At 74.1% G+C, this 23,861-nt stretch carries 18 protein-coding genes; 6 read left to right on the top strand and 12 right to left on the bottom strand.

Annotation, left to right across the window (positions count from 1 at the left end; genetic code table 11):
• Positions 1-2 precede the first annotated feature (2 nt).
• From ACIGXJ_RS14380 to ACIGXJ_RS14370, 3 genes are read right to left on the bottom strand one after another with little or no spacing between them, the layout of a single operon-like run.
• Positions 3-212, bottom strand: coding sequence for an aroma-sacti cluster domain-containing protein (locus ACIGXJ_RS14380; RefSeq protein ID WP_399644443.1), 210 nt, complete (start codon positions 210-212; stop codon positions 3-5).
• Positions 209-871: an iron-containing redox enzyme family protein gene (locus ACIGXJ_RS14375; RefSeq protein WP_399644441.1), complete on the bottom strand. Its 663-nt coding sequence runs from the start codon at positions 869-871 to the stop codon at positions 209-211. Before ACIGXJ_RS14375 ends, ACIGXJ_RS14380 begins: the two co-directional genes overlap by 4 nt.
• Positions 868-1,950, bottom strand: coding sequence for a radical SAM protein (locus tag ACIGXJ_RS14370; RefSeq protein WP_399644439.1), 1,083 nt, complete (start codon positions 1,948-1,950; stop codon positions 868-870). Before ACIGXJ_RS14370 ends, ACIGXJ_RS14375 begins: the two co-directional genes overlap by 4 nt.
• 287 nt (positions 1,951-2,237) lie before the next feature.
• Between ACIGXJ_RS14370 and ACIGXJ_RS14365 the strand changes: the two genes are divergently transcribed.
• The 6 genes from ACIGXJ_RS14365 (at position 2,238) to ACIGXJ_RS14340 (ending at position 8,180) form a co-directional block, all read left to right on the top strand.
• Positions 2,238-2,360 (top strand): hypothetical protein, encoded by a 123-nt coding sequence (locus tag ACIGXJ_RS14365; RefSeq protein WP_399644438.1) that lies wholly within the window; start codon positions 2,238-2,240, stop codon positions 2,358-2,360.
• A gap of 125 nt (positions 2,361-2,485) precedes the next feature.
• Entirely contained in the window at positions 2,486-3,706 is a 1,221-nt protein-coding gene (locus ACIGXJ_RS14360; RefSeq protein WP_399644437.1) for a glycosyltransferase, read from the top strand.
• The gene (locus ACIGXJ_RS14355) at positions 3,678-4,640 is read left to right on the top strand and encodes a DUF6895 family protein (protein ID WP_399644435.1); all 963 of its coding nucleotides are present in this window, start codon (positions 3,678-3,680) and stop codon (positions 4,638-4,640) included. The genes ACIGXJ_RS14360 and ACIGXJ_RS14355 overlap by 29 nt, the downstream gene beginning before the upstream one ends.
• The gene (locus ACIGXJ_RS14350) at positions 4,637-5,857 is read left to right on the top strand and encodes a radical SAM protein (protein ID WP_399644433.1); all 1,221 of its coding nucleotides are present in this window, start codon (positions 4,637-4,639) and stop codon (positions 5,855-5,857) included. The genes ACIGXJ_RS14355 and ACIGXJ_RS14350 overlap by 4 nt, the downstream gene beginning before the upstream one ends.
• A gap of 2 nt (positions 5,858-5,859) precedes the next feature.
• The gene (locus ACIGXJ_RS14345) at positions 5,860-6,777 is read left to right on the top strand and encodes a DUF6895 family protein (protein WP_399644431.1); all 918 of its coding nucleotides are present in this window, start codon (positions 5,860-5,862) and stop codon (positions 6,775-6,777) included.
• On the top strand, positions 6,774-8,180 hold the full coding sequence (locus ACIGXJ_RS14340) for an MFS transporter (protein WP_399644429.1): 1,407 nt from the start codon (positions 6,774-6,776) through the stop codon (positions 8,178-8,180). The genes ACIGXJ_RS14345 and ACIGXJ_RS14340 overlap by 4 nt, the downstream gene beginning before the upstream one ends.
• Here ACIGXJ_RS14340 and ACIGXJ_RS14335 read toward each other — a convergent pair.
• The 9 genes from ACIGXJ_RS14335 to ACIGXJ_RS14295 all read right to left on the bottom strand — a co-directional run bounded on the left by ACIGXJ_RS14335 (position 8,170) and on the right by ACIGXJ_RS14295 (position 23,795).
• Entirely contained in the window at positions 8,170-9,960 is a 1,791-nt protein-coding gene (locus tag ACIGXJ_RS14335) for a BTAD domain-containing putative transcriptional regulator (RefSeq protein WP_399644427.1), read from the bottom strand. The genes ACIGXJ_RS14340 and ACIGXJ_RS14335 overlap by 11 nt on opposite strands.
• Positions 9,961-10,135: 175 nt before the next feature.
• Entirely contained in the window at positions 10,136-13,117 is a 2,982-nt protein-coding gene (locus tag ACIGXJ_RS14330) for an AAA family ATPase (RefSeq protein ID WP_399644425.1), read from the bottom strand.
• 219 nt (positions 13,118-13,336) lie between these two features.
• Positions 13,337-13,537 (bottom strand): hypothetical protein, encoded by a 201-nt coding sequence (locus ACIGXJ_RS14325; protein WP_399644423.1) that lies wholly within the window; start codon positions 13,535-13,537, stop codon positions 13,337-13,339.
• A gap of 167 nt (positions 13,538-13,704) precedes the next feature.
• Positions 13,705-16,965: a type 2 lanthipeptide synthetase LanM family protein gene (locus tag ACIGXJ_RS14320; RefSeq protein WP_399644421.1), complete on the bottom strand. Its 3,261-nt coding sequence runs from the start codon at positions 16,963-16,965 to the stop codon at positions 13,705-13,707.
• A gap of 390 nt (positions 16,966-17,355) precedes the next feature.
• Complete coding sequence (gene hchA / locus ACIGXJ_RS14315; RefSeq protein ID WP_399644419.1) at positions 17,356-18,231, bottom strand: glyoxalase III HchA; 876 nt, start codon at positions 18,229-18,231, stop codon at positions 17,356-17,358.
• 183 nt (positions 18,232-18,414) lie between these two features.
• Positions 18,415-20,367: a rhamnogalacturonan lyase gene (locus ACIGXJ_RS14310; protein WP_399644417.1), complete on the bottom strand. Its 1,953-nt coding sequence runs from the start codon at positions 20,365-20,367 to the stop codon at positions 18,415-18,417.
• Between the two features lie 247 nt (positions 20,368-20,614).
• Positions 20,615-21,136 (bottom strand): peptide-methionine (S)-S-oxide reductase MsrA, encoded by a 522-nt coding sequence (msrA, locus tag ACIGXJ_RS14305; RefSeq protein ID WP_399644414.1) that lies wholly within the window; start codon positions 21,134-21,136, stop codon positions 20,615-20,617.
• Positions 21,137-21,496: 360 nt separating this feature from the next.
• Positions 21,497-22,687 (bottom strand): S8 family serine peptidase, encoded by a 1,191-nt coding sequence (locus ACIGXJ_RS14300; protein ID WP_399644853.1) that lies wholly within the window; start codon positions 22,685-22,687, stop codon positions 21,497-21,499.
• A gap of 313 nt (positions 22,688-23,000) precedes the next feature.
• Positions 23,001-23,795 (bottom strand): SDR family NAD(P)-dependent oxidoreductase, encoded by a 795-nt coding sequence (locus tag ACIGXJ_RS14295; RefSeq protein WP_399644412.1) that lies wholly within the window; start codon positions 23,793-23,795, stop codon positions 23,001-23,003.
• Between the last annotated feature and the right edge of the window lie 66 nt (positions 23,796-23,861).

The following is a 23,861-nucleotide window of genomic DNA, read 5'->3' as shown; positions in this document are numbered from 1 at the left end:
GGTCAGAAGAGGGCGCCGCCCGCCACGTCGGCGTGGGCCTGTACCTCGGGTGCGGCCGCGTCGAGCCGTCCCCTGATCTCGATGAGCAGGGTCAGTTCCTCCGTGGTGAGCGCGGCCACGACCTCCCGCTGCTCGTCGCTGAGGGCGTCCACGTTGAACCCCGCGGCGGCGAGCGTCTCCAGGGTGGGCCGGGACGGGTCGTTGTCGGTCACGGTTGTCCTCCGGGGTCGGCGGCGAGGGCGAGGAAGAGCCGGGTGAGCAGTTGGGCCGTGTGCAGGGCGCTGACGCAGACGGTGGTCTGCCGGTCCGGCGTCAGGTGGAGGCCGTCGAGGAGCCGGTACAGGTCGGCGAGGTGCCCGCCGTCGAGTTCCGCGTGTTCGCGCAGGGTGCGGAACGCTCCTGCCGGGAGCCCGGTGGCCGCGGTGAGGCGGTCCGCGAGCCGGGGCCCGGGGGCGTTGCCCTCCAGGACGGCCATGTAGCCCAGGAGCGCGGCGGGGTGCTCGTGTTCGACGCGGTAGTACTGCGCCCCGGCCAGCTCGACGACGACGGGGTGCGGGACGGCCGCGGGACCGGCGCCGGCGCAGGCCAGGTCGTCCAGCAGCCAGGTGTCGTGGTCGCGTTCCTCGGCGGCGTGCCGGATGTAGTACGCGGCGAGGCGCGCGGCGTCGGGGTCGTCCAGCTCGGCGCACCGTTCGGCGGCGCGTTCCAGCAGCGGTACGGAGGCCCGTACGAGCGGGTGCATGGCGGTCAGGTAGCGGACGTAGCGCCGGCGCAGTCCGTCGGGGCGCCACAGCGCCGCTGTCGCCGCCCGCAACACCGGTGTGACGGGGGCGAGTTTGGTGCCGAGCGCGACGGACGCGGGCGCGGTCATCGACGGCTCCTCTGCGGGACGGGCGCCTCCACCAGGTGCGCGTAGCGGGCGCAGCCCATGCGGCGTACGAGTGCGGCGGGTCCGGCGGCGAGCTGCTGTTCGGCGCCGAGCCGGTCGAGGACCTCCCCGACCCGGCCGCCCGCGTCGCGGGCCGCGCCCGCGAGGACGTCGGGGCGGTCGGCGAGGGCGTGGCAGCTGCCGCAGTAGCCGGCCGGGGCGGGCGTGGTGCCGTGGCGGGCGTGCAGTCGCCGGGGGCCCACGGTGCGCAGCATCCGCAGCACCGGGGAGCCGAGCGAGCGGGAGCGTACGGTCGCCCAGTCGTCGTCGGCGATGTGTCCGAGCCGCAGATGGGCGGGGACGGGGCGCCGGTCCACGGTCCACTGGTTGCAGCAGGCGGCGACGGTCCCGTCGAAGGCGACGACCGGCCAGGCCGCGAGGGTGCAGGGGGCCGCCTGGGTGCCGTCGGGTCCGGGCGGTGTCGCCGGGACGAGGCGGGCGGCGCGGCCGAGCGGTCTGATCTCGTTGACGAGCAGGGGCACTCGGCCGCCGAACGTGCGGTCGACGTCGGCGACGGCGTCCGCGAGGTACGGGTCGTCCGCGCCGGTGCCGGTGAGGTGGATGCTGACGGGGACGCCGGCGTCGAGCACGGTCCGCAGGGCGCGCAGCATCTGTGCGCGCGGGACCTCGCGCTCGTGGTGGGCGTCCAGGCTCGCGGAGAAGTGGTCGAGGGTCTCGACGGTGCGCATGATCCGGTCGGGTACGCCTCCGTCGCGGGCGAAGAACATCCCGCTGAGCAGCGCGACCCGCGAGCCCGCGGCACGCGCCGTCATGGCCAGCCGGGCGGCGAGGCCGGGCAGCAGCAGGGGTTCGCCGCCGGTCAGGAGGACCACGTCGGGGCGGTCGTCCGGGCCGAACGAGCCGACGAAACGCAGCAGCTGCCGCGGGTCGGGGCGTTCGGTGGCCGTCATGGACGACTGTGTGGAGCAGTGGGCGCAGCTCAGGGGGCAGCGACGGGTGAGCGCCACCAGGAGACCGCCGCAGGGCACGGGCCGCAGGCCGATGAGCTCCGCCAGGTCCACGTCGTCTCCTCCGGGTTGCCTCCCCCGCGAGCTCGTGCCGCGCGCGGAGCATGCCCCGGATCGTGCCCGCGGCCGGCACAGTTCCGGTTCGCGGACGCCTGGGGATCGGTTAAATCGCAGGTCGGGGTGGCCGCGGGGGCGGGTCGGGGTGGTGGCCGGCGGGGTGTTCCGGTGCCGCACGGTCGGCTTTTACCGGCGTCGAACCGCCGGTCAGGCGTTCCCATACCGGGGGTCCGTACGTTCTTTCTCAGCCGGCGCAGCGACGCCGTCGACCAAGGAGGATCCACATGTCCGAGAACACGAACCCCGAGCCGACCGAGAACGAGGACATCGAGGTCGTCGCGCACGGCGAGACCGAAGAGGTCGTCGACTCCGGCTGCGTGATCAACAACTCCAGCGAGCTCTCCTGACACAGGGTCCTCGCACCTGAGCACCGCGCGGGCCACCCGGTTCCCGGCAGTTCTCTGCCGGAACCGGGGGCCCGCGGCCATCCGTCCCGGCAGCGGACCCGCGCACACCGAGGGAGCGGCACGTCGTGAAGATCCTGCTCTGCCCGCTCAGCGACGGCGGCTATCTCTATCCGGTGCTCGCCGCGGGCCGTGAACTGCGACTGCGCGGACACGACGTGAGTGTGCTGGGCCGGTCGTCGGTGGCGCCCGTGGTGGCGGAGGCCGGGCTGCCGTTCGCGGCGGCGGAGGAGTTCGGCGGACGCCGGGCGTTCTCCGCGACGTGGTGGGGGCAGACCGGGCCGGACCAGTACCGGGCCGTCCTGCGCGCGGCGCGGGAGACGGGGGCGGACCTGCTGGTCACGTCCGTGCTGTGCAACGGCGCCCTGGTCGCGGCCGAGGCGCTGGACCTTCCGGTGGTGGTGGTCGGACTCTCGGTGCATCTGTGGGACTACCGGTCGGGCGGCGAAGGGGAACCGCAGCTGGGCCGCACCCGGGACAGCCGGACCCGGGACACCCTGCGCCTGCACGCGGCCGTGCGGGAGCAGGCCGGACTGGCCGGGCGCGCCTGCCGGTGGGGGGACGGCGCGCTGCTGGGTGACGTGCTGCTGCTGCGCGGGGACCCGGCGCTCGAGTACCCGGGGGCCCGACTGCCCGAGCGGGTGCGGCACGTGGGGCCGCTGAGCTGGGAGCCGACGCCCGACCCGGGGGAGGTCGCGGCGATCGAGGAGCATCTCGCACGGTCCGGCAAACCCGTCGTCTACGTCCATCTGGGCCGCTTCTTCGAGGGCAGGAGTCTGTGGCCCCGCCTCAACGAGGCTTTCACCGGCGGCCGGTTCCAGGCTGTCGTCGAACAGGGCCGCTCCACCGATCCGGCGCCCGCCCCGGACGCCGACATCCTGCTGGTCCGCAAGCGGTGGCTGGGCCCGCTCGTCGACCGCGCCGGGCTGGTGCTGAGCAACGGCACCTCCGCCCCGGTGCTGGCGGCCCTGCTGCGCGGCCGGCCCCTCGCCCTGTCTCCCAACGGCTCCGAGCAACCCGTGCTCACCGGCGCCTGTATGCGCGCGGGTGTGGCCGTGCACTTCCCGAAGAGTCCCGCCGTGCCGGCTTCGGCCCTGCTGGAGTCCGCCTGGCGCGACGACGGCCTGCGGTCCCACGCCCAGGTCCTCGGCGGCAGGCTGGCCGCGGCGGACGGCGCGGCGCGCGCGGCCGACGTCATCGAGCAGGTCGCCGGAGCGTCCGCGCCCGCGGCCCGGGCCTCCGCTCTCTCGAAGGAGAACCATGAGTACGCGACCAGCGGGCCTCGATGAGGCCGTGACGAGCCTGTCTGCGGGCGCCCGGCAGTGGATACGGCTGCACGCGGCCTACCTCGACTCCCCGGCCGCCCATGCCGAGCTGCCGCTCACCCCGCGGGTGAAGGCGCTGCTGCAGCTCGCGACGCTTCGGCGCCAGTGGGAGAAGTGCGCGCCCGGCGACCCCGCCCTGGCGGAGGTCACCGCGGTCGTCGAACAGGTCTGGCGGCGGCCGGACTTCCCGCGCCTGCTGACCGCGGAGGCACGGTACGGGCCGCAGTTCGAGCTGATGTACGCGGCGCTCGCCCCGGCCGGGGTGCCGGGCGACGCGCCACGCGCCGTACGGGAGCGGCTGGCGTCCGCCGGTTATCTGACGCCGGGGCGCAAACCGCCGTTCCTCCACCTGGAGGCCAGGTTCTACGCCGATCTCGCGGGCGCCGAGCACCGGTTCGCCTCCTACCGGGAGTTGTACGAGGCGAGCCCTCTGCCGCCGGCCGCGACGCTGCCCGTGGCCGATCTGGACGGCTGCCGGGTGGCGCACACCCTCTTCTACCTCAGCGACTTCGGCTCCCGCGACCCCGGCCTGACGGAGAACGAGCGGGAGCGGGCGCTGCGGGTCGTGGAACGGCTGACGGACCGTTTCGTACGGCTCGCCGACTGGGACATCGCCGCGAAACTCGTGCTGGCCCAGTCCTGTCTGGGGGCCGATCCGCGGCGCACCCCGTCCGGCGCGGCGGCCCTGCGGATGCTCGCCGCGGCCCAGGCCGCCGACGGGGCGATGCCGGGACGAGCGGCCGGTGAGCGGGCCCCGGCGGACGCGACGCCGGTGGAGTACTTCCGCAAGGCGTACAAGGTGACATTGATCGTGGCGCTGATGACGCTGACCGTGACGAACGGCCCGGCCACGGCGCTGACCACGGCGGGAGCATCGGCAGCAGGGGAGGCCCGGTGAGCATCGACCAAGCGGTGAGTCCCACCCGGACGGCGGCGTCCGACCCCTTGCCCTCCGGGGCGCGGCTGCTCAAGGGAGAGCGGAACTGGTGGTTCCTGGGCCCTGGCGGAGTGGCGCGCCTGGCCGGCCGGCATGTCACGGCCGACGGCGGCCTGCGGCCCGAGGCGGAGCAACGGCTGCGCGAGAGCGGCCTGTTCACGACGCCCGGGATCGGCGCCTACTCGCTGACCGTCCTGACCAGCACCCACTGCAACCTGGGCTGTGGCTACTGCTTCCAGAACACCGCCCAGGACCTGGGCGGCGGCAGCCGGCCGCCGCGGATCGCCCGGACCCGGCTGACCTCGGACACGATCACCTCGATCCTCGGCTTCACCGAGCGGCAGATGGCCGCCGTGGGCCTGGAGAAGCTGCGGATACTGCTGTTCGGCGGGGAGCCGCTGCTCAATCCGCGCGGCTGTGTCGAACTCCTGGAGCGGGCGGGCGAGATGGCGCCCACCTCGGCGTGGATGATCTCCAACGCCACTCTGCTCACTCCCCGTCTGGCGCGCCGGCTCGCCGAACTGGGCCTGACGTCGGTCCAGGTGACCTTCGACGGCGACCGCCCCGACCACGACCGGATCCGTATCGGCAGGGCGGACGGCGGCGGCACCTTCGACAAGATCGTCCGCAACATCGCCCGGGCCTCGGAGGTCTCACCCCTGCAGTGGACCCTGCGGGTGAACGTCTCGCAGGAGACCTTCGACGGCGTCGACGCGCTGATCGACCGGCTGGCCGCCACGCTCGACCCCGCCCGCTGCTCGCTGTACTTCGCCCGGATCGGTGACGTGGGCGTCGGCTACGCCAACAGCCTGCTGCACAACGGCGACCTGGCGGCCGCCTTCACCCGCTGGCAGCGCCGGGCGCTCGAACTCGGTTTCGGGGTGAGCCGCCCCGGCGCCCGCAAGACCTGTGTCACCTGCGGCCACACCGACGGCCGTTACGGCGCGGTGGTGAGCGCCGACGGCACCCTCGCCAGCTGCTGGGAGACGGCGGGCAAGCCGGACTGGGAGGTCGGCACGGTCACCGACGGCTATCTGCCGGGCGCGGTGACCCGCGACCGCTGGATCGGCTGCCAGGACCTGTACCGCTACGACGAGGACGCGCGGACCCTCGCGCGGTTCCGGGACACCGTCGACACGGCCCTGCTCGACCATCTGCACGCGACCGGGCGGCTGTAGTCATGGCCGGGCCCCTGGAGCGGCTGGCCGCCGGTGCGCTCGGCTGGCTGGGCGGGAACCTCGACCACTTCGACCCGTTCTCGGCGAGTGCCCGGCCGGCGGCCCACGGCCGGGCGAAGGCCGCGCTGGAGCTGGCGCTGCTGTGCCACTGCGCGGCCCGCCTGGCCGAGCCCCCGGACACGCTCGGCGGGGCGACGGCCCTCGTCCGCAAACTCTGGCAGGACCCCGACTTCCCCCGCCTCTTCGACGGCGTGCCCCGGCACGGCGACACGTACGGGCTGATCTACGCCGCCCTCGCCCCCGACGGCATCGACACCACGCAGGTGCGCGCCCGACTCGCCCTGCTGGAACCGGAGTTCCTCTCGCCCCGGGACAAGTCGCCCTACCAGCGCATCGAGATCCGCCACTACGCGGACAAGGCGGGTGTCCGGCACACCGTCGAGCCGTACGCCGAACTCCTCGCGCACAGCCCGCTCGTGGCGTACCGCGCCGACGGGTCGGCGCAGGACGGGGCGCCGCTGAGCACGCCGCAGGCGTACGCCCTGACGCACACGGCCTTCTATCTCGGGGACTTCGGCCGCACGGCGCCCGGTCTCGGCGGCGGGGCGCTGGCGCACGCCCGGGACCTGGTGGGCCGGCTGCTGCGGCACAGCGCCGAGCACGATCTGTGGGACCTCGCGGCGGAGCTGGTGCTCACGCAGTTCATCCTGGGCAGCGAGCCGCTGGACACACCGGAGGGCGCCGCGGCCGTGGCCTGTCTGGCGCGGGCCCAGCGGCCGGACGGGGCGCTGCCGGCGCGGTCGGCCGCGCTCGCGCAGGAATCCTCGGCCTCACCCGGGGAGTTCTTCGCCCAGGCGTACCACACGACCCTGGTCACCGCCCTGACGGCGCTGATCGTCACCTCCCCGAGGCCGTCATGAGGGCGCGGCTGACCCTGATCAACCGCGACTACACGCGGTTGTGGTTCGGTCAGGCGGTCTCGTCCGTCGGGGACGCCGTGTTCGGCACGACGCTGGTGCTGTGGGTGGCGACCGTGCTGGCGAAGGACGAGCCGTGGGCGCCGGTCGCGGTCAGTGGCATCCTCATGGCGTCCAGCGCGGCCGTGCTGGTGATCGGGCCGCTCGCGGGCGTGTTCGTCGACCGCTGGGACAAGCGGGCCACGATGCTGCGCACCGAGTGGTTCCGGGCCGGGCTCGTGGCGGTGCTGACCGCCGTCACGCTGCTGCCGCTCGACGCCCTGCCGGCCGGGGTGTGGCTCGCCGTCATCTACACGACCGTGCTGCTGCTGAACACGGCGGGCCAGTTCTTCAACCCCGCGCGCTTCGCCGTCCTCGCCGACCTGGTGAAGGGGGAGGCCGACCGCGCCCGCGCCGCCGGGATCGGCCAGGCGACCGGGCAGACGGCCTGGATCATCGGGCCGCCGCTGGCCGCACCTCTGCTGTTCGCCGCCGGACTGCAGTGGGCGCTCCTGTTCAACGGCCTGACGTACGTCGTGTCGTACGTCGCGATCCGCTCCATCGACATCCGCACGCCGGGTCGGAGCGAGCGGGCCTCCGCCCGACGCAGGGGGCTGCTGCCGGAGTTCGTGGACGGGCTGCGCTTCTTCGCCGGCAGCAGGTTCCTGGTCGCGCTGCTGGTGCTCACCGTGATCGGGCAGTTCGGGGTGGGCGCGCTGAGCACGCTGAACGTCTTCTTCACCACCGACAACCTGCACGCGGACGCCGGTCTGTACGGCTACCTCGGTATGGCGATGGGGGTCGGCGGCATCATCGGCGCTCTGTGCGGGGGCCGGGTGGTGCAGTGGTTCGGGGCGCGCCGGGCCACCTGGGCGGGTCTGCTGGTGAGCGGTGTGCTGCTGGTGGCGTATTCGCGGCAGACGGGTTTCCTCGGCGGCCTCGTCCTGCTCTTCGTCTTCACCGTGCCGCTCACCGTGCTGAACACGGCGATGTCGCCCCTGCTGCTGGCCGCGGCGCCAGCCGAGTACCGGGGCCGGGTGATGGCCGTGTTCTACCCGGTGACCAAGCTCGCGTCGATGCTGTCCGCGGTGCTGTCGGGCTGGCTGGCCGGTTCGCTGCTGCGGGACGCCGGCGGCTCGTTCGGCGGGCTCCGGTTCGGGCCCGTCGACCTGGTGTTCGCCGCGGCCGGCCTGATCGTCGTGCTGGCCGGCGTCTACGCCTGGTTCGCGCTGCCCGCCTCCGAGGAAGCCCAGGGGGCCGCGAAGGGCGAGGACGAGAGCGCGGAGGGGGCCGCCGGCTCTCGGCGGACCGAGAGCGAGGACGTCGAGGTCGCCGCCCACCGCGACGACGACCAGGTCACGGGGTGAGTGCCGGCGTTCCGGGGCGGGTGCCGCGTGCGTAGAGCCGTATCAGGTGCGGGAGTTCGTACTGCGCCGCGTGGGCGGTCACCTCGCCGCCCGGTGAGGTGACCATCCCGGCGTCGATCAGGGTCTCCACGATCCGTACGGCGTGCCGCTCGTCGCAGCCGAGGGCCTCGGCCGCCTCCGCCAGGCCGAACGGGCCGTCGCCGGTGCCCTCGGCCAGGCGTGACGCGTGCCGCCCGCACTCGCCCGGCAGCGCCTGCCAGCCGCGCGCGAGCCACTGCCGTACGGACACGTCACCGGAGGTCAGTTCGTCCAGCGCGTCGGCGGGGTCGGTGAGGCGGTCCGCGAACTCCCGCAGCGGAACGTGCCGGAGCACCGCGAGCCGCATCCCGCTCACCCGCACGGCCAGGGGCGAGCCCCCGCAGGCGCGCACGATACGCAGCGCGGCCTCCCGGTCCGCCCGCACCCGGCTGCCGCCGACGAGCCCGGCGAGCAGGTGCAGGGCCTCGGCGGCGCCCAGCGGCGGCACGGGGATCCGGTGCACCGGGGCCAGCCCGCCGAGCTGGCCGCGCGCGGTGAGCAGGACCCGGCCCTGGCCGCCGTACGGGAGCAGGGGGCGTACGGCGCTCTCCCCGGGTACGTCGTCCAGGACGACCAGGACGCGGTGGGCCGCGAGCCACTCCCGCCACGCCTCGGGCGTCGACGGCCCGCGCGGGCCGATCTGTTCGGCCAGTTCGGTGAGGACTGCGGGCAGCGGGCGGGTGGTGCCGTCGGGGTCGCGCAGGCGGACGCAGAGCCGGCCGTCGGGGAAGCGGTCGCCGAGCAGATGGGCGGCCCGTACGGCGAGGGTGGTCTTTCCGGCTCCGGCGGGGCCGGACAGCAGGACGACCCCGCCGGAGCCGTCCAACAGCTTCAGCAGGTCGTCGAGTTCGTCGCCGTGGCCGGTGAAGTCGCCGATGTCGGGCGGCAGAGCCCGGCGTGCGGGGACGGCCCGTGCTCCGGCGGGGCGGTCGTCGCCCGCGAGGATCGCACGGTAGCGGGCCGTCAGGGCGCCGCTCGGCTCCAGGCCCAGCTCGCGGGCGAGGAGCTGACGGTAGTCGTCGTACACCGCGAGCGCCTCGGCCTGCCGTCCGGAGCGGCTCAGCGCGCACATCCACGCGGAGCGCAGCCGCTCGCGCAGCGGGTGCCGCTCCACCAGCTCGGGCAGCTCCTCCACGACGGCCGACGCGCCGCCCAGCGCCAGTTCGGCCTCCGCCCAGCTCTCGTACGCCGTGAGGTGGCGCAGTTCGAGACGCTCGGCCTCCTCGGCGAGCCGGGGCGAGTGGCGCAGGTCGTCGCCGAACGGCGGGCCCTGCCACAGGTCGAGGGCCTGGCGCAGCAACGGGGCTGCTGCGGCGGGCGGTCGCCCCTCGGCGGCACGGACCAGGGAGCGGAACCGCTGGAGGTCGAGCTCGTCGTCCGTGACCCGCAGGACGTATCCGCCGCAGGTGTGGGTGAGCCGAGGCCCGCCGCCCGCCTCCCCGAGCAGGGCGCGCAGGGCGCTCACGTACACCTGGAGGTTCTTGCGGGCGGTGCGCGGGGGTTCGTCGGCCCAGACCGCGTCGGTCAGCGTGTCCACGGAGACCGGTGAGTCGGCCGAGCCGAGCAGCGTCGCCAGGACGACGCGCTGCTTGAGCGGGCCGAGGGGCAGCGCCTTGCCGTCGCGGTGGACCGTGAGCGGGCCGAGGACGGAGAACCGGAGCGTGCCGGGTGACGCTGCGGACTGCGCGGACGGACGCGGCATCGAGCGAACCTCCCTGTGGTCAGGAGAAGTTGTGCGGTCGCGTCGATGATCCGCCTGTCCGGACCGGCCCACATCGGTGTCCGGCCCGCACAGTCGCGCCGCCGGACCCCCATATAGGTGAGGGTGTCCCCCATGCCGGGCCCCTCCGGCCCCCAGGAACCGCCGTCCACGCGGGTCAGGCGGGCGTCATCGGGCGGGCGGCGCCGGGCCGGCCCGGGTCCTCGGCCAGTTCCGCGGACAGCTTGCACAGGGCCGAGCGGTCGGCGGAGCCGGTCTTGGTCATGAGGCTCGCCATGTGCTTCTCCACGGTGCGGGGCGAGATGCACAGGCGCTGGGCGATCTGCTGGTTGCCGGGGCGTTCGGCGAGCAGCACGAACACCTCGTACTCACGCGGCGTGACACCGGCGGCACGCAGTTCGGCGGGGATGCGCTCGCGACCGCCGCGGCGCTGCGGGACGCTGACCCCGGCCTGCCGCATCAGGGCACGGCAGGCTCCGGCCACGGGCGGTACGCCCGCCTCGTGGAAGTACTCCTCGGCGGTGCGCAGCCAGGTGACGGGCTCGCCCCAGGAGTCCGCGAGCGCGCCTTCGGCCGTCAGGCGCAGGGCGAGGTGCCAGACCTGCGGGAACACCGCCGCCGCCCGGGCGGCCCGCGCCACGGCGTGCTGGGCGCCGTCCGGGTCGCCGGCCCGGCCGCGCAGCACGGCGTCCGTGAGACCGAGGAACATGCGGTTCCAGGCGAGCTGCCCGCCCGGGGAGGCCAGCGCCTCCTCGTAGGCGTCCCGGCTGCCTGCGTCGCCGTCGAGGGCCCGCAGCAGGGGGCTGAGCCCGTAGCGGCCGCTGAGGTAGAAAAAGCTGGGGTGCTGCCGCTCCCAGGCCAGGGCGGCGTCGAGTTCCGCGGCCGCCCGCCGCCGGTCCTCGGCCATGAGCGCGCCCACGGCCTGGCAGAGTCCGCGCTGCAGCGGCACCAGCATCGACTCCTCGCCGCCCGCGCGGCGGAACCTGGCGAGGGCGCGGTCCTGTTCGCGGGCGCGGCCCTGGTGCGCGGCGAGCGTGGCGTCGACCAGCAGCAGATAGCGGTGCGCCGACAGGTTCTGCAGCCGGGCGCTCGCCTCCAGCGAGCGCTCCACGATCTCCCGGGCCCGGTCCCAGCGCGCGCCCAGGACGCTCTGCATGGCGAGCAGGCCGTCGGTGGTCTGCAGCAGGGCCAGCGAGCCCAGCTCCTGGGCCGCCGCGCGGGCGGTCTCCAGCTGTGTGGCCTCGCCGGTCCGCATGAACGCGTTCGTACCGAGCCGCACCAGCGACTCGGCCCGGCAGGACGCGAGCCGGTGCTTCTCGGCCACCTCCAGCATCCGCACCAGACAGGCGTCGGCCTCGTCGAACCCGCGCTCACGGGACAGCAGGGCCAGCAGCTGCCAGGCCCGACAGGCCACGACGGGCCGGCCGCGCTCCTCCGCGGTGAGGGCCGCGGCCCGGGCGGAACGTTCCGCCTCTTCCAGCCGGTCCGGGAGCCGCTCGCGGTCGCCGCGGTTGCCGGCCGGCTGAGGGAGCAGGGCGAGGTGGCCCTCGACCACCACGAGCGCCGCCTCCTGTTCCGGGCGCGGTGCGGTGCCGAGCAGGGCGCGGGCCGCGCGGATGCGGCGGTGGGCCTCGTGCTGCTGCTCCGCCATGGTCGCGACCCACGCCACCTGGGTGTGCGCCTGGGCCCGCTCCTGCGCCGCGCGTGACCCGGCGGGCGCCGGCGGCAGGTCGTCGAGCAGCGCGGACGCGGCGTCCAGCCGCCCGGACTCGGCCTCGGCGATAGCCAGTTGCACGGTGATGGCGTCGCGGTCCTCGTCGGCGGCGAGACCCCGTGCGCGCTCCAGCAGCACCGCGGCCGAGCCCGACGCGCCGGCGTCCAGCAACTCCTGCCCGACCTGGGCGAACTGCCGGGACGCCGTCACCTTGTCACCCGCCGCGAGCCGCAGGGTCGCAACCAACTGGCGCTGCTCACTGCTCAGTTCACCGGCGGACTGCTCGATGGCGGTGGCCGCTCGGCGGGCCAGCGCGGCCTGCTCGGCGGGCGGCAGCGAGGCCCGCAGGGCGTCCGCGGTCAGGACGTGACGGAACGTGTAGTGGTCGTGGGCGGCCCCGTCCGGGGCGATGATGCCCGCCTCGGAGGCCGAACGCAGATGGGCGAACAGCGCGCGGTCGTCGAGCCCGGTCACCGCCCTGAGCGCCTCGACGGAGAACCGCCCGCCGAGCGTCGCCGCGAGCAGCAGCAGCTCGCGCACCGGCTCGTCCAGCCGGCTCAGCCTGCGCGCCCAGCTGCGGACGGCTCCCGTCGGTACGGTCGCTCCGCCCTGGTCGGCGATCCGCCAGCCGCCCTCGGCCCGGCTGAGCCGTCCCGAGTCCAGCAGGTCGGCCAGCAGCACCTCCACCAGGTAGGGGTTGCCGCCCGCCCGCTGCGCGAGGTGCCGGTGCGCGGCCGGGGGCACCTCACCCGGCCCGGCGTCCAGACACGCCTCCACCATGTCCCGTACGGCGGCCTCGTCCAGCGGCACCAGCTCGTGTAACTCGGCGGTGTTGCGCAGCTCCGCCGCGAGCGCCAGGTCGAGTGCCGGGCCGGGATCGGGGCGCAGGGTGCCGACCAGCAGGACCGGCAGGCCGGCCACGTTGTCGGCGACGTACTCGACGACCGCGATCGTCTCGGTGTCGGAGTCGTGCAGGTCCTCCAGGAGGATCACGCAGCCGCGCTCGCGGCCGAGCACCGCCAGCAGCCTCAGCAGCGCCTCGGCCAGTTCGACCAGGGAGATCGTGTAACCGGGCGCCGTCGCCCCGGACCGCCACTCGGGCACGAGCCCGGCCAACGCGGGCCGGTAGGGGTCGAGTTCGGGGTCGTCGGGGGTGCCTGCCGCGCGGAACCGCGACGACAGCGCCTCGACCAGGGGCCGGAAGGGGACGACCAGCCCGGTGGACGTGGCGCGCCCGCGCAGCACCGGCATGTCCCGGTCGTACGCGCGAAGTGCGCACTCGCCGGCCAGCCGGGATTTGCCGATCCCCGCCTCGCCGACCAGGAAGACCGCCCGTCCGGCCCCCCTCCCGGCACTGTCCAGGGCCTCGTCCAGCAGCCCGACCTCGGCGTCCCGCCCCACGATGACCGACGACGTCGCACGCATGGGCGCAGGCTACTTGATCCTTTTTTCGCACGGCAGAGGGCCGGGGCCGCGGGGCCGGGGGTGGGGGCCACGGGGGCGGGTCCGCAGGGGCCCAGGGACGGGGTCCGCAGGGGCCCAGGGACGGGGTCCGCGGGGACGGACCCAGGGGGTTCGCACGGCGGAGGGCCGGGGAGTCCCCCGGCCCTCCGCTCGCTGTGTGCGTGGTTGCGTGGCCGTGTCTCAGGCCACCGTGATGGTGCCGGTGGTGAAGGGCAGATCCAGGGAGGCGACCGCGTCGCAGTCGACTGTCCTCAGCAGGCGGCTGCGCAGCCCCAGCGCGGCGCTCGCGCCGAGCGTCACCTCGCCCACCGGGTGGTCCTGGGCCGCGGTCTCCGGACCGGCGCCGCCGTCGACGTATCCCATCGAGTCACTGATCTGCATGAGTCCTCGCTCGTCCTTTGTCCGCAGGGGTGTGGGGTGGTGCGAGCAGTGCGGTGATGCGGTGGTGGTGCCTCGGGTGGTGCGGTGGTGGTGCTTCGGATGGTGCGGAGGTGTGCTTCGGTGATGCGGAGGTGTGCTTCGGTGGTGCGGAGGTGCACCGGTGGGGGCTAGGGGCGGGCCTTCGGGTCGGTCGTGCGCAGGAGCAGGAGAGGCGGGACGCGCTCCGGGAACCCCGCCCGTAGGAGCCCGTGGCCGATCCCCGCGAGGCCGGTCAGCAGCCCTGGGTGCGGGACCCCGTCGGGGGCGCCGCTGCGGATGTCGTTCTCCTCGACGGACGCGAGGAGCGCTCCGGCGCGGCGGAGCCAGTGCGGACGTGCCTCGGGCAGCGCGCCGTGGCCCAGGAGTTCGCACAGTCCGGCCTCCCCGTGGCACAGGCTGTCGTCCGGGGCCGGCCGGTCCCGGCCGAGCTCCTCGGCCGTCGCGCGGGACCAGTCGGCGAGCCAGGGGTCCTCTGTCGCCCCGGGCGCGTCCAGCACCGCCAGGGCGATCCCGGCCCGGCCACGGCACCAGGCGGAGGGCCGGGCGCCGGCTTCGGGTCCGACGGCAGGTGGCCGGGCGTCCCGCGAGGCGGTTCCCTCCTGCCGGCCCGCTGCCATCCGCAGCGCCGCCAGGCCCTTCGTGCGGCAGCGTGCGGCGAGTTCATGGCCGGATCCGGTCGCCTCGGCGGCCTCCGCGAACCTCAGCAGTGCCCAGCCGATCCCGGCGGCCCCTGTGGTGAAGTCCCGGCCGGCCGCCGTGAGGTCGGCGCCGAGCAGCCGCTCCGCGCAGGCACGGGCCGCGAGCCGTGTCTCCTGGCGGTCCTCCTCCGTGCCCGCACCTCCCTCGAGCGCGGCCAGCAGGGCGACGAGCCCGCCCGCCACGCCCGTGCCGACCCCGTACTCCCGCTCGGACCGGCTCGCCGCGCCGACGAGCCGCAGCACGGCGGACGCCCAGGAGCCGGCCTCCGGGTCGTCCAGCAGCCGTGCAGTCTCCGTGAGGGCGTATGCGATGCCGCCGAGGCCGGTGAAGGCGCCCGAGCCCACCGCGCCCAGGTCGTCGGGCCGGGCCCGGAGCGTGTCCAGCAGCGCGGGCACCGGCGCGAGGGCCGTGCGGGCCGCCTCGGCGTAGTGCCCGGCGCCGGTGAGCTCGGCCAACTGGGCGAGGAACAGGGCGGGTCCGGTGTAGCCGCCGGCCAGGTCGGCCGGCATGGGCCCGATGCGCCAGTAGCGGTCGTCGAGCAGCTCCAGGCCGATCCAGTTGCTGCGGGCGCCCTCGCGGTAGGCGAGGGAGACCAGTTGGTCCCCCACCGACCGGGCCGCCGACAGCAGCCGGTCGGGTTCCGGGGCGCGGTCCGCCGTACGGTGGCGGCGGCCTTCGGCTGGCCGGTGTGCCGGCTCGCGGGAGGCCGTCGCCATCGCCGCCCGCACGATCCACTCCTGGTCCTGCCGGTCCACGGTGTCCAGCGCCGCGGCCTTCGCGGCGACACGGTCGAGCCCGGGAAGCTCCGTGCGCCCGGCCGGCCCCCGCCCCGGCGTGCCCCACAGGCCGTCGTGCCCCGGCCGGGCGGTGAACAACGGCACGTCCCCCGCCCACAGTTGGGCGATCTCCTCGTCGACCAGGCCGGGCTCGGGGGCCGCCCCGAACAGGTCGGTCCGCAGGGTCTCCAGGACCTGCTGCCGGGCATCGGCGTCCTTCAGCAGACCGGGGTGGGTCGACTCGTCGAGCAGCGTGGTGTAGATCCAGGTGGGACGCAGCACCACCCGCACCTCGTCCTCGGCGAATGCGGCCAACGGGCCCCTTTCGGCGAGCAGTTCCTTCCTCGCCGCACTGATCGCCGAGTACCCCGCGCGGAACCCGGCGCAGAGCGCCTCCACATGGTCTCCCGGCTCGATGGGCTCGCCGTTCGCCAGGCGCGGCCGGTTGGCGGACTCGGCGAACCTGCCGGCCCTGCGCACCAGGCGCATCCGGTCGGTGCCGGTGTCCGCCCAGTCGGCGCGCACCACGGGCGACACGGCCTCGTCGCCGCCGCCGACCGCGGACACGTCGAGGGCGCTGTGGTCGCCGACCAGCAGCTGGGGCAGCAGCCCGACCCGGTACACCGAGTCGTGCAGGGCACGGGCGGCCGGATCCGGTGTGGCGGCACCCGTCAGCGGCGGGTGGAACAGCGTCTCCACGTCGACCAGCACCGGATGCGCCCCGGCCGCGATCAGGTTCTCGTGGTGCAGGTCGGTCCCGTCCAGCAGATGCAGCAGCGCCAGCAGGGCGCCCTGACGGCGGTAGAACGCCTCGACCTCGGCGAGGGACCCACAGGGCCGCGCGGCCACGAACTCCACCCAGCCGTACGCGCCTTGGTCCAGCAGGCGCAGGGTGCGCAGGTCGACCGAGCCGGGCAACCGGCTGAACCAGGCCACGAGGTCGTTGAAGTGCCGGTGCGCGGCGAGGGGCCGCGGCTTGTACACCAGCCGGGTGCCGTCGGCGAAACGCAGCAGCATCACACCACGCCCGCCCTGGTGCCCGTCACCGGCACCCGCCTCGACTCCCACGAGCGGGCCGGGGTCGCGGCCGGACCGCGCCGACAACCCTGCGTCCAGGGGGGTTTGACTGTCGGCCGGCAGCTCGGAGGCCGGCACGGCCGGGCCGACGTCCGAGGGGGCTCGATCACCGGTACGTACGCCCCCGGCCGGCACGCCAAGGCCGGCGCTCGGCACGGTTCGCCCGTCCGCCGGCACGCCCCCGCCCCGCAGGGCTCGCCCCTGCGCCGGCACTCCCCCGGTCAGTACGGCATGGTCGTCCGCCAGCCGCTCCAGCATCTCCGTCATGGCGTCCGCCGCGTCCAGCGCCGTCCGCCCCAGGATCCGGGCCAGCACCGGCCGTCCGGCCAGCAGGGCGGCCAGGCCGCGCCGGGAGGCGACCCGTCCCAGGAAGTCGCGGAACCGGGCCCGCGGGTCGTCCCCGTGCAGCCGCTCGGCGGTCCGCGCCTCGTGCAGCTCCAGCACCAGCGTCCGTGCCGCCGCCCGCGCCAGTCTGCCGGCGAGCTGCCGCTCCAGGTCATGGCGTACGGAGGTGATGTCGACGTGGGCGCGGGCCCGCTCGGACACGCCCCGCTCCAGACGCTCCCCCGCGAGGGTCGTGAAGGGCCGCAGCACCCATTCGAACCCGCTCAGGCCCGGGTGGTCCCCCTCGGGCGCGACGGCCTGCTCCGGGGCCGCGGCCGAGGCCGCCTCCGCGAACTCGGCCCAGTCCGGCCGGACTTCACCGCCCTCACCGCTGACCAGTCCGGCCTCCCACCACCGCCCGGCCTCGGACAGCGGCGCCCCCGCGCGTCCCTGTACGGCCTCCGACGGCGACCCCGCGTGCCCGACCTGCCCGACCTGCCCGACCTCCGACAACAGCACTCCCGCCCCGACGTGCCCAGCTCCCGACGGCGACGCCCCCATCCGTGCCTGCCTGGCCTCCGCCGCCATCGTCCCTCCCCCGCAGTCCGGTCCCGGTGCCTCGTTCCCTGCCACGCCTGATCCTCGTACGAGGGCCCCCACGGCCACATGGGGAACAACCCCCCATGTTTTCGGGGCGGGGCCGGGAGGGGGCGGCGGTCGCGCGGCGCACGGCCTCGGTGATCGGCTCGGGCGCGGGGGGAGGGGTTCGTTCGGGCGACTCCCGGCAGGACGGCCTTGCGACCGGCCGGGTTCCAGTCCTGCGAAGCCGACATCAGCGGCAGCGCGTTCTCCGTGCCGGGCACGCTCAGACACGGCACGAGGGTGTCGCCCGCGGATCTCCGGCTATCCGGCGGCCGCCTCGACCAGGGCGTCCGCCGCGAGCAGGCCGAGCTTGTGGGCGGCGAGGGGGCTGTCGCCGGTGAGGAGCCTGCGGTCGCGGTGGATGCTGCCGGTCAGGTCGTCGTTGAGGACGGTCAGGCCCTGCTTGGCCAGCAGGTCGGCGACCAGCCAGGGCAGGCGGCCGGGGAGGTAGCCGATGTCGACGTTCGGGCCCTCGTCGGCCGCGTCGGGGAAGACGCACAGCGAGTAACCCTTGAACGGCGACTCGCTCTTGCCCAGCGTGGCGGCGAGCAGCGCGGCGGGGCCGTGGCACAGGGTGATGATGAAGCGGTCGTGCGCCAGGGCCCAGTCGAGCGTGCGGCCCACGGTCTCACTGGTCGGCAGCCCGACCATCGCCGCGTGTCCGCCGGGGACGAAGACGGCGAGGTAGTCCGAGTCCGGCCCCAGCTCCTTGGCGACCACGTCGGCGAGCCTTCTGGGCCGCTTGAGCTTCGGCTTCAGCGCCTCGTACGTCCCCATGACGGCCTCGTCGTCGCGCGGCATGGCCCACAGCTCCAGTTTCGCGGGGTAGCCCTCGAGCGTGGCGATGTCGACGTCGAAGCCGGCCTCCATCAGGTGGTGCAGCGGGAGCAGGGTCTCGACGGGGTGGTTCCCGCTGGAGAACTGGGTGCCGTTCCGCATCAGGACGTAACGTTCCTCCGCCGCGATCACGAGGATCTTCCACCTGCCCTGGGTGTAGGCACCCTTGTGCCGCACCCCGTCGAAGTCGGTGCGCGGCGCGGTGTACTGGGCGAGTGAGTACGGGGACGGGAAGTAGGCGTCGTCCTCGGCCGGGTCCGGCGTGGGTGCCTTGCTCGGCTCAGGCGTGGCGTGCGACATGCGACGACCCGTTTCGCTAGGGGCTGCGGATCACACCGCCATACTGCCCGGCCACCTCACACACCGCGACCCGACAGGACCCCGGGGCGGGGTTCGGCGGGCCGCCGGGAGGACGAGCAGCGGCGGCTCGTCCTCGCGGCGGCGCGGTCGCTGCGGCGGCCCCGATCCGTGCAGGTCACGGGCTCAGGGCGTGTACACGGTCGGCCGCGGTGCGGTGGGCATGCGGTTGCCGAGGAAGAAGCTCGGGTGCGGGGGCTGGTTGTAGGCGGTGTTCTGCCAGGCGAGGCCCGTGCGGTACATCGGGTCGTGCAGCAGGGTGGTGATCCTGGTGCTGGTCTGGTGCGGGGTGGCGTAGATGCGCAGGGCGCGGTTGTCGCCGGTGCGCCACACGACCTCCTCGCGCCAGTCGCCGAGGATGTCGCCGGACAGGGCCGGGGTGGACTTGGTGCCGTTGTTGGAGGAGACGCCCGAGCCGGTCAGCAGGCGGGTCTCGCCGGAGGTGCCGTACTTGTCGATGCGGGTGCCGTCGAGGAGTTCGCGGACGGTGTCGCCGTCCCACCAGGACAGGAAGTTGACCGAGGACGGCTCGCGGCCCTTCGTGGCGCCCGCCTCGTCGCGGATGGAGGTGTCGGAGGCCGACCACACCTCGGCGCCGTCGTTGCCGGCGTAGACGTCCCCGGCGACACCGCGGCCGTTGTCGCAGCAGGCGGCGAGCTGCCAGCGGACGGCGCCCTTGGCCGGGTCGATGTACAGCTCGGCGGGCTGGGAGCTGGACTCCGAGACCTTGAAGTACTCGAGGCCGGCGCTCGACGGGTCGAGGTCGCCCAGGTGCTGGGCGTCGCCGTGCCCGGTGCGTGTGGTCCACAGGCCGTTGCCGTTGTCGTCCACGGCCATCGCGCCGTAGACGATCTCGTCCCTGCCGTCGCCGTCGACGTCCCCGACGGACAGGCTGTGCGAGCCCTGGCCGTCGTAGCCCCTGCCCGCGTTGGTGGAGGAGTTGGTGTCGAAGGTCCAGCGGCGGGTGAACTGTCCGTTCCGCCAGTCCCAGGCGGCGATCACCGTACGCGTGTAGTAGCCGCGGGCCATGATCAGGGAGGGGCGGGCGCCGTCCAGGTAGGCCGTGCCGGCGAGGAAGCGGTCGACGCGGTTGCCGTAGGAGTCGCCCCAGGAGGAGACGGTGCCGCGGGCGGGGACGTAGTCGACCGTCTGCATGGCCCGGCCGGCCCGGCCGTCGAACATGGTCAGATACTCGGGGCCGGACAGGATGTAGCCGGAGGAATTGCGATGGTCGGCCGAGGAGTTGCCGATCACCGTGCCCGTGCCGTCCCGGGTGCCGTCGGCGGTCTTCATGGCGACCTCGGCCCTGCCGTCACCGTCGTAGTCGTACACCTGGAACTGCGTGTAGTGCGCGCCCGAGCGGATGTTGCGGCCCAGGTCGACGCGCCACAGCCGGGTGCCGTCGAGCTTGATGCCGTCGACGATCGTGTTGCCGGTGTAGCCCGACTGGGAGTTGTCCTTGGCGTTGGTCGGCTGCCACTTCAGGACGAGGTCGAGGCGGCCGTCGCCGTCGAGGTCGCCGACGGAGGCGTCGTTGGCCTCGTAGGTGTAGGCCACGCCGTCGGGGGTGGAGCCGCCGGCCGGCGGTGAGAGCGGCACGTCCAGGTAACCGGCCCTGAACTGCAGCGCGTGCTCGGACGCGGGCTGCTCGGTGCCGCCGACGACGGCTCGTACGGTGTAGTCCGCCGAGTCGGGTGCGCCCGCGTCGAAGTAGTTGGTCGAGGCCGTGATCGGCGAGGAGTTGAGCCGGGTGGAGCCCCGGTAGACGTTGAACGCCACGTCGTTCGGGTCCGTGGCCAGCCAGCGCCACGACACCAGGTTGCCGCTGCTGGTGTGGACGCTGGTCAGTCCTCGGTCGAGGCGTTCCACCTGCCGGGCGGTCGCGGCGTGCGCGGTCTGCGGCAGTCCGACGAGCGTGGAGGCGGCCACCGCGGCGGCGGCCGTGATACCGCCTATCAGCCTTTTTCTCACCGTCCGGGGGCGTGCTGGGGTGCGTGCGTCGGTCACGACGACCTCCGATGCGAGGGGGGTGCGCGGGTGCGGGTGCGCCTTGGGGAGGGTGTGGGAACGCTCCCACACTGCGGGTGAGGGTAGAGAGACGCTGATGCGTCGTCAAGAAATCTGTCGGACTTCGATGTTCGGCAATGTTTGAATGCGTTACTTTCCCTGTCGCTTCGGGCGCATCGCTCTCCCCGCCGCCCCGGGGGCGCCGTCGGGTTCCGCCGGCTGCCGGGATCCGCCTTCGGCGCGCGGGGCACCACGGGCATGAAAAAGCCGGCCGGACCCGGGTGACGGGTCCGGCCGGCGGAGGCGGCAGAGGCGATGCTCAGCCGGCCTGGGACGAACTGCGGCGCGGCAGCTTCCAGTCGGGCCGCGGGAAGTGGCAGGTGTAACCGTTCGGGTAGCGCTCCAGGTAGTCCTGGTGCTCGGGCTCGGCCTGCCAGAAATCGCCCACCGGCTCCACCTCGGTGACGACCTTTCCGGGCCACAGGCCGCTCGCCTCGACGTCGGCGATGGTGTCCAGGGCGACGCGGTGCTGCTCCTCGTCGACGTAGAAGATCGCGGAGCGGTAGCTGCGGCCGATGTCGTTGCCCTGGCGGTCCCGGGTGGTGGGGTCGTGGATCTGGAAGAAGAACTCCAGCAGGTCGCGGTAGCTGGTCACCGCCGGGTCGAAGACGATCTCGATCGCCTCGGCGTGGTCGCCGTGGTTGCGGTAGGTGGCGTTCGGCGTGTCCCCGCCGCTGTACCCGACACGCGTGGACACCACGCCCGGCTGCTTGCGAATCAGGTCCTGCATGCCCCAGAAACAACCGCCGGCCAGCACGGCTCGTTCGGTCTGCGACGTCATCGGTTGCTCCCTCACATTCGAGCGCAGGCGGTACGGCTCCCGGCTCCCCCGGCTAGTGCAGGTCCCAGCCTACGACGCCCGCCGGGAGACCGAGCGGCCCGGCGGTGCCACCGCGCATGTGCGGGCGGCGCCACCGGGCCCCAGGGTGTTTCCCCGACCGACCTCAGGGTGTTTTCCGGACCGGGCTCGGGGCGCACCCGGACCGGCCTCCGGACGATCCCCGACCGGCCTCCGGACGATCCCCGACCGGTGTCCGGACGATCCCCGAACCGGCCTCAGGGCTTTCAACGGGCCGACGTCAGGGTGAACCCCCACCGGCGGCGTGACCCTCCGCGGTCACCCGGTCACCCGGTCACCCGGTCACTCGGTCACCTTGAGCAGCTTGTTGGGCGTTCCGCTGCTCGGGTTGGTGATCTTGTCGCCGGTGGCCGCGCCGACGAGCGCGGTGGCCACCTGGACAGGGGTGGCGTCGGGGTGTCCGGCCAGGTAGACGGCCGCGGCTCCGGTCACGTGGGGCGTGGCCATGGAGGTGCCCGAGATCGTCTTGGTCCCCTCGTCGCTGTCGTTCCAGGCCGAGGTGATGTCCGAGCCGGGCGCGTACAGGTCGACGACCTGGCCGAAGTTGGAGAAGTCCGACTGGGCGTCGTCCTTGGTGCTGGAGGCGACCGTGAGGGCCTCGGGGACCCGGGCGGGCGAGCCCTGGCCGGCGTCCGACGACTCGTTGCCCGCGGCGACCGCGAAGGTGACACCCGAGGCGATGGCCTTCTGGACGGCCGCGTCGAGCGCCGGGTCGGCGCCCCCGCCGAGGCTCATGTTGGCCACCGACGGCCCCTGGTGGTGGCTGGTCACCCAGTCGATGCCGGCGACGACCTGCTCGGTGGTGCCGGAGCCGTTGTCGTCGAGCACGCGGACCGCGACGATCTCGGCCTTCTTGGCGACGCCGTAGGATGCGCCGGCGATGGTGCCCGCCACATGGGTGCCGTGGCCGTTGCCGTCGTCGGCGGTGTCGTCGTTGTCGATCGCGTCGAAGCCGTGGGAGGCGCGGCCCTCGAAGTCCTTGTGGCTGACGCGTACGCCGGTGTCGATGACGTACGCGGTCACCCCTTCTCCCGCCTTGTCCGGGTAGGTGTACTTGGCGTCACCTGCCGTGTCCGCCTGGTCGAGGCGGTCCAGGCCCCAGGACGGCGGGTTGTCCTGGGTCGCGGTGATGTGGAACTTCTTGTTCTGGACCACGGTCGACACGGCCGGGTCGGCGGCGAGGCGCCTGGCCTCCGTCGCGGTGAGGCTGCGCGCCGAGAAGCCGTTGACCGCCGAGCCGTAGGTACGGCCGATGCTGCCGCCGTACTCGGCGGCCAGCTCTCGCTTCTCGGCCGTGGAGGTCTTCTCGTCCAGCAGGACGATGAAGCTGCCGGGCACCGAACCTTCGGCGTTCAGGCCGTACACCGTCCCCTGCGCGGGCTGGTCCGCCTGGGCGGCGGGCGACACGAACAGTGCCGTGCCGGCGACGGTGGCGGCGGCCGCGATCGCGGTGACGATCTTGGCCTTGCCCATGCGTATGTGATGCGCCGTCAAGAGGGGTCTCCTCGTGAAGTGGGGGGTTGCGTGAGGGATTTGCGTTCGAACGGCAGCGCTGCGCGTGCCCTGGAGACTGCCGACTTGTCGCGAGCAGATCAATCCCCTGACGTGCGCCTGTCGTCGGCGGAGGCGGACGATCTCCACAGGATTCCCGCACCGGCGAAGCAACCCGACTGCAAACGCCCAGCACCTCGGGGTGGTTGAACGGCCAAGGAGTCGCCGGGGAACGCGCTCGGATAATCCGTGCGGATTTCTTCACCGTCCGTACACGCCGACGGCCCGCCGCGCCTCAGGGCAGGATCGAGTCCACGTAGCCTCCGTCCACGCGGACGGCGCCGCCGGTGGTGGCGGAGGCGTACGGCGAGGCGAGGTAGACGACCATGTGGGCGATCTCCTCGGGCTCGATGAGGCGCTGCACGAGGGACTGGGGGCGGTGGGCGACCATGAAGGCGCGCTGCGCCTCCTCCCACGGCAGCTCCTCGCCGACGAGTTCACGGACGAACTCCTCCACTCCACCGGTGTGGGTCGGCCCGGCGATGACGGAGTTGACGGTGACACCGGTCCCGGCGGCGTCCTTGGCGAAGCCTCGGCTGACGGCGAGCAGCGCGGTCTTCGTCATGCCGTAGTGGATCATCTCGGCGGGGACGGCCACGGCCGAGTCGCTCGCGAGGTTCAGCACGCGCCCCCAGCCGCGCTCCTTCATACCGGGCAGGAGGGCGCGGATGAGCCGGACTGCGGACAGCACGTTGACCTCGAAGTAGCGCAGCCACTCGGCGTCCTCGATCTCCAGCGGGGCCGCGGAGCCGAAGATCCCGAGGTTGTTGACCAGGATGTCGGCCTCGGGCACGGCCTCCACCACGGCGGCGGCGCCCTCCGCCGTCGCCAGGTCGCCCACGGCGCCGCTGACGCGGTCGCCGCCGGAGTCGGACCGTACGGCACGCACCGCCTCCGCCACGCGTTCCTCACCCCGCCCGTTGACGACGACGGAGGCACCCGCGCGTGCCAGGCCGGTGGCGATGGCGAGGCCGATGCCCTGGGTGGAGCCGGTGACCAGGGCCGTGCGGCCGGTGAGATCGATCTGCACGGGGTTTCCCTCCTGGACGGCGGCGGAGCCGCGGGCCGCCCGTTCCGGTGGCGGACACGACCCTCA

The organism is Streptomyces sp. NPDC053367 (assembly GCF_044545925.1).
Classification (GTDB): Bacteria; Actinomycetota; Actinomycetes; order Streptomycetales; family Streptomycetaceae; genus Streptomyces.
This window is presented reverse-complemented; position numbering and strand designations above follow the sequence as displayed.